Origin of the sequence: Maricaulis sp., assembly GCF_030149425.1 — a bacterium.
Lineage (GTDB): Bacteria > Pseudomonadota > Alphaproteobacteria > Caulobacterales > Maricaulaceae > Maricaulis.
In genome coordinates this window covers 1-4,277 of record NZ_JASBRQ010000014.1, presented here as the reverse complement: position 1 = coordinate 4,277, position 4,277 = coordinate 1, and the positions used below count along the sequence as shown (strand labels likewise).

4 protein-coding genes are annotated in these 4,277 nt (G+C 61.7%); all 4 read left to right on the top strand.

What is annotated here, in order from left to right:
* The coding region (locus Q1V57_RS03140; RefSeq protein ID WP_300527516.1) for a type IV secretion system DNA-binding domain-containing protein at positions 1 to 2,187 on the top strand (2,187 nt) is incomplete at its 5' end.
* Entirely contained in the window at positions 2,184 to 2,351 is a 168-nt protein-coding gene (locus Q1V57_RS03135) for a hypothetical protein (RefSeq protein ID WP_165589904.1), read from the top strand. The genes Q1V57_RS03140 and Q1V57_RS03135, both read left to right, overlap by 4 nt.
* A 55-nt stretch (positions 2,352 to 2,406) precedes the next feature.
* On the top strand, positions 2,407 to 3,495 hold the full coding sequence (locus tag Q1V57_RS03130) for a lytic transglycosylase domain-containing protein (RefSeq protein WP_343032659.1): 1,089 nt from the start codon (positions 2,407 to 2,409) through the stop codon (positions 3,493 to 3,495).
* Positions 3,495 to 4,277 (top strand): type IV secretion system protein (locus Q1V57_RS03125; protein WP_300527515.1); only part of this gene is annotated, 783 nt, incomplete at its 3' end. The genes Q1V57_RS03130 and Q1V57_RS03125, both read left to right, overlap by 1 nt.

The following is a 4,277-nucleotide window of genomic DNA, read 5'->3' as shown; positions in this document are numbered from 1 at the left end:
GATGATGCCTATCTCGACAAGGTGACCGCGCTTTTTGCCCGGATCATCGCGCAGCTGGGGCCGGAGTTCAGCTACTACGTCCACAAGGTCTCGAAGGCGATCACGCCGGACCTCGAGCCCGTGCGCGAGGACAGTTTTGCTGGAGAAGTTGACCGGCTCTGGCGCAAGAAACTCGAGACCAGCGGGCTGCGCGACAAGACGCTGACGCTCACGGTCATCCATCGCCCGCCCCCGAAAAGCGTCCTGCCGTTCCTGAACCGCAGCGCACCGGATCGGCTGAAGGAGGCAACTGAGAAACGCCTTCGCCGATTGGGCGAGGCCGTGAGCGTGTTCGTGTCAGGCCTGACGGAGCTGAATCCGCGTGTGCTTTCGGCCAAGTCCGGCGAGTTGATCGGCTTTCTGGGGGCCCTCAACACTGGCCAGGAACTGCCGCTTTATCCGGCCAATACCTATGGTTTCCTGTCCTTCAACGTCGCCAACACGCGAGTGACGTTTCAAGGCGATCACTTCGAACTCTCCGAAGGCGTCGTGGGACACCGCTTTGGGAAGAGTTTCACCATCGGGGAATATTCCGAGGCAACCTCCTGCACCATGTTCGACATGCTGAACCTGCCTGTCGACATGATCGTCACGCATTCCTTCACGCCGATCAATTCGAACCTCATGGCGGGTCGGATCAAGCGGCAAAAGCGCCAGATGCAGGCGAGCCAGGACGCGGCGCTCTCGCTGATGGAAGCCCTCGACATCGCCGCCGATGATCTTGAGGCCAAGCGACAAAGCTTCGGTGAACACCACATGATCGCAACGATCTTCTGCGACACGCTCGACGAGCTACAGACACTCAGCGCCGAAATCGTGAACGCCGCCGCCGCCGAGGGCGTGAAGATGATCGGCGAGCGGGTTGCGGCCAAGGCCCACTACCTCAGCCAGCATCCTGGCAACCAGCCTAAGCGCGTGCGCGCCAGCGCGATCACCAATCGCAACTTTGCGGATTTCGCGGCGTTTCATCGGACGCAGCTTGGCAAGCCTGCTCAGAAAACCCCTTGGGGCAAGATCATCACCTATCTGCCCACACCCGAGCAGAGCGCCTATCGGTTTTCATATCACGAGCAAGGCAGCCCCGACAAAGAACCCACCAGCGGGCATACGCTGATCATGGGACGGCCTGGGTCTGGCAAGTCGGTCCTCTCGGCATTCCTCATGACCCAGGCCCGTCGAGCAGGGGCGCGGATCTTCGTCTTCGATTACCGTCTCGGTATGGAGATGGCGGTCCGCGCCAATGGCGGACGCTATGCGTCCCTGAAAGCGGGGCAACCCACAGGCCTCAACCCGCTCTGGACCGAGACCGATGCGCGCGGCACGGCATGGCTCTCGGACTGGCTCGCCACCCTGCTCTATCGCGCAGACAAGCCGCTGACGCCTGCCCAGACCAACCGCATCCAAGAGGTCGTGCGCCAGAACGCGCAGGCGACGAATCCCGGCTTGCGGAACTGGCGGGATTTCGCATCGCTATTCGTCTCCACCGATGATGGTGGCGATCTGCATCAGCGCCTGCTCGAATGGACCGAAGAGGGCCGTTACGGCTGGATATTCGGACAGACTCTGGAAGACACCTTCTCGCTCAAAGGCGATGTGGTGGGCTTCGATCTCACCGGCATACTCGACAGCGAGGCCGAGAAGGAACGCATGGCCGTTCTCTCTTATCTCTTCCGCCGGGTCGAGCGTGAGATCGAAGATCGCCGCCCAACGATCATCGTGATCGACGAGGCCTGGAAGGCGCTGGACAACGCCTATTTCGCGGAGCGGCTCTCGAACTGGCTGGTGACCGCGCGGAAGCAAAACACCGTCGCGGTGATGATGACGCAATACGCCAGTCAGCTCGAGCGCACCCGGACCGGCAAGACGATTGTCGAGGCCGTACCGACGCAGATTCTGCTTCCTAACATCCGCGCCCATGCGGCCGATTACGCGATGCTGAACCTCTATGAGAAGGAACTCGACGTGCTTCTCAACACCGGCAGCGACAGCCGCCTTGCGCTCATCCGAGACGACCAGGGCTCCATCGTGGTCGATGCCGATCTGAGCGCCCTCGGGCCCAATCTCACCATCCTCGGCGGCATGGAGAAAGGTGAGGCGCTGGTCGGCGCCGATTACCGCGACCGCCCCGACTTCTGGAGGCTTTCATGATCCGTGTTCTTTTCGCCTTGGCCGCGCTCGGCGCTTTGGCCTCCTGCGCCCAGTACCAGGAACCGCAGGCCAATTGCTTCACTTTCATGGCCTCGACGGCCCCCGTCGCGCCAGATTGCACCTTCACGCCCCTCGGCGCATCGGATGGTGACGTTGAGGTCTAAGCTGCCCCATATCCTCGCGCTTTGCTTGCTGCCCGGTCTCGCCTTGTCCCAAGGTGTGCCGACCAATGACAGCGGGCTGACCGCGCGCGATATCGTCGAAACAGGCGATCGCGAGGCCGACCTCGCCATTCAAGCGGACAAGCTTGCTGTACGCGAACTCATTGCCGAGATCGAACGGGAGCAGCTGGAAACCCTGCAACGCATCCTCGATGCCCAGACAAGTTTTGGCGGTCAAGGCCTGCCGGCCATGGTCTCCGGGCTGGAAAGTGGCAGCGGCGATCCGGCGCGGTCCGTCGAGGCGGTCTATGGCACGGGTGAGATCGATCCCAATCCCGGCGGCGCACAGATTTTCGGGGATGCTGCGGAAAACATCGAGCAACTCATCATCCGCGTCGCCCAGGAAACCAGCGGCTTTGCGGGCGTGGGCCGCGCGGGTCTCTCGCCGGTCCAATGGCGCGCCCTTCTGCAGGCGCTCATCTGGCAGGAAAGCCGCTTCACCATCGGCGCCCGCTCGCCGGTCGGCGCTTTTGGCCTCACCCAGATTATGCCCGGTACGGCCAGCGATCTCGGCATCAACCCGGAATATTATGACAGCCCCTACCTACAGGTGCATGGCGGCGCGCGCTATCTCGCAACGCAACTGAACACCTTCGATGGCAACATCATCAACGCGCTCGCGGCCTATAATGCCGGCCCCGGCCGGGTCTTTGAATATGGCGGTGTCCCGCCCTTTGCCGAGACCCAGCACTACGTCCAGGTCATTCCTGAACGCTACAATCTCTATCTGAGCCGCATCGGTGGGATCGAAGCGCTCGGCACGATCGATCCGGCGCTTCTAGCCAATGCGAACCTCTCAATCACCGGGCATGGCGCGGCCTTCTATGGCAACAATTCCCCTGCGGCGATTAGGCAGGCCACCTTGCGTATTGCGGACATCGTCGAGCGGATTTCCGAAACGGAAGATGTTCAGGAAAGCATCGCGCTCAACACCTATGCCCGCGCCGAACTCGTACGCCTCGTCGCCGCCCGCATCCGGCTTCAGGCAGCGCGCACCCGCGTCCTTTCCGCCGAAGAGCTGGCTCAGGCCAGTGCCCGTATGGCAGAAGGCACGTTCATGGAATTCACGATCAGGGAGATAGACTGATGAGAGATTTGCTCGTGAGGATGGCATTGACCACGACGCTTGGGATCGGTCTGCATCTCGGCACCCTGTCCGCTGCCGTGGCGCAAGGTGTGCCGGTCGTCGACACCCAGAATATTGCGCAAAACATCCAGCAGCTCCGGCAGATGATCGAAGACGAGATCCTTCAGAACGAGCAGCTGACGCAGCTCCGCGAACAGCTTGCCACACTCACGGACCAACTCGCGGAGCTGCAAAGAACCTACGAAGCCCTGACCCGCCTTGCTGAACTGCCGGAAATCATCCGCACGGAAATGGAAGACGAATTGAACGGCCTGCTCGACCAAGAGTTCGGGGACATCCTCGCCACGATTGAAGCGATCAAGACGGGGGATTTCTCCGGCCTGTCCGGTTCTGGCTCAGGCGAGATTGAAACCCAGATGGAGCGGGTCCTGGCCGATCTCGGATTTGACGATGACACCCTCTCGGAAATGGCCACCAGCGGAAATCCCGGGGCCAATCGTGTGGCGACGCAAGCGACGACCGGCGCGCTCGTCTCGGCAGCTGCCCAGAACAGTTATGAAGACGCAGGCCAATCGCTGGAACGCGTCGACAGGCTGGTCGGTCTCATCGACGACATGGACGAACTCAAGGAAAGCATCGATCTCAACACGCGGGTGACGGCGGAACTGGCAATTGCGCTCGTCGCCATGTGGCAGCTCGAAGCGGTGCAGACCGTGGGCGACGGCACAGGCGGCGTGATCGATGCCGCAACCATCGCCGAGGAGCAGCGGTTTATGGACTTC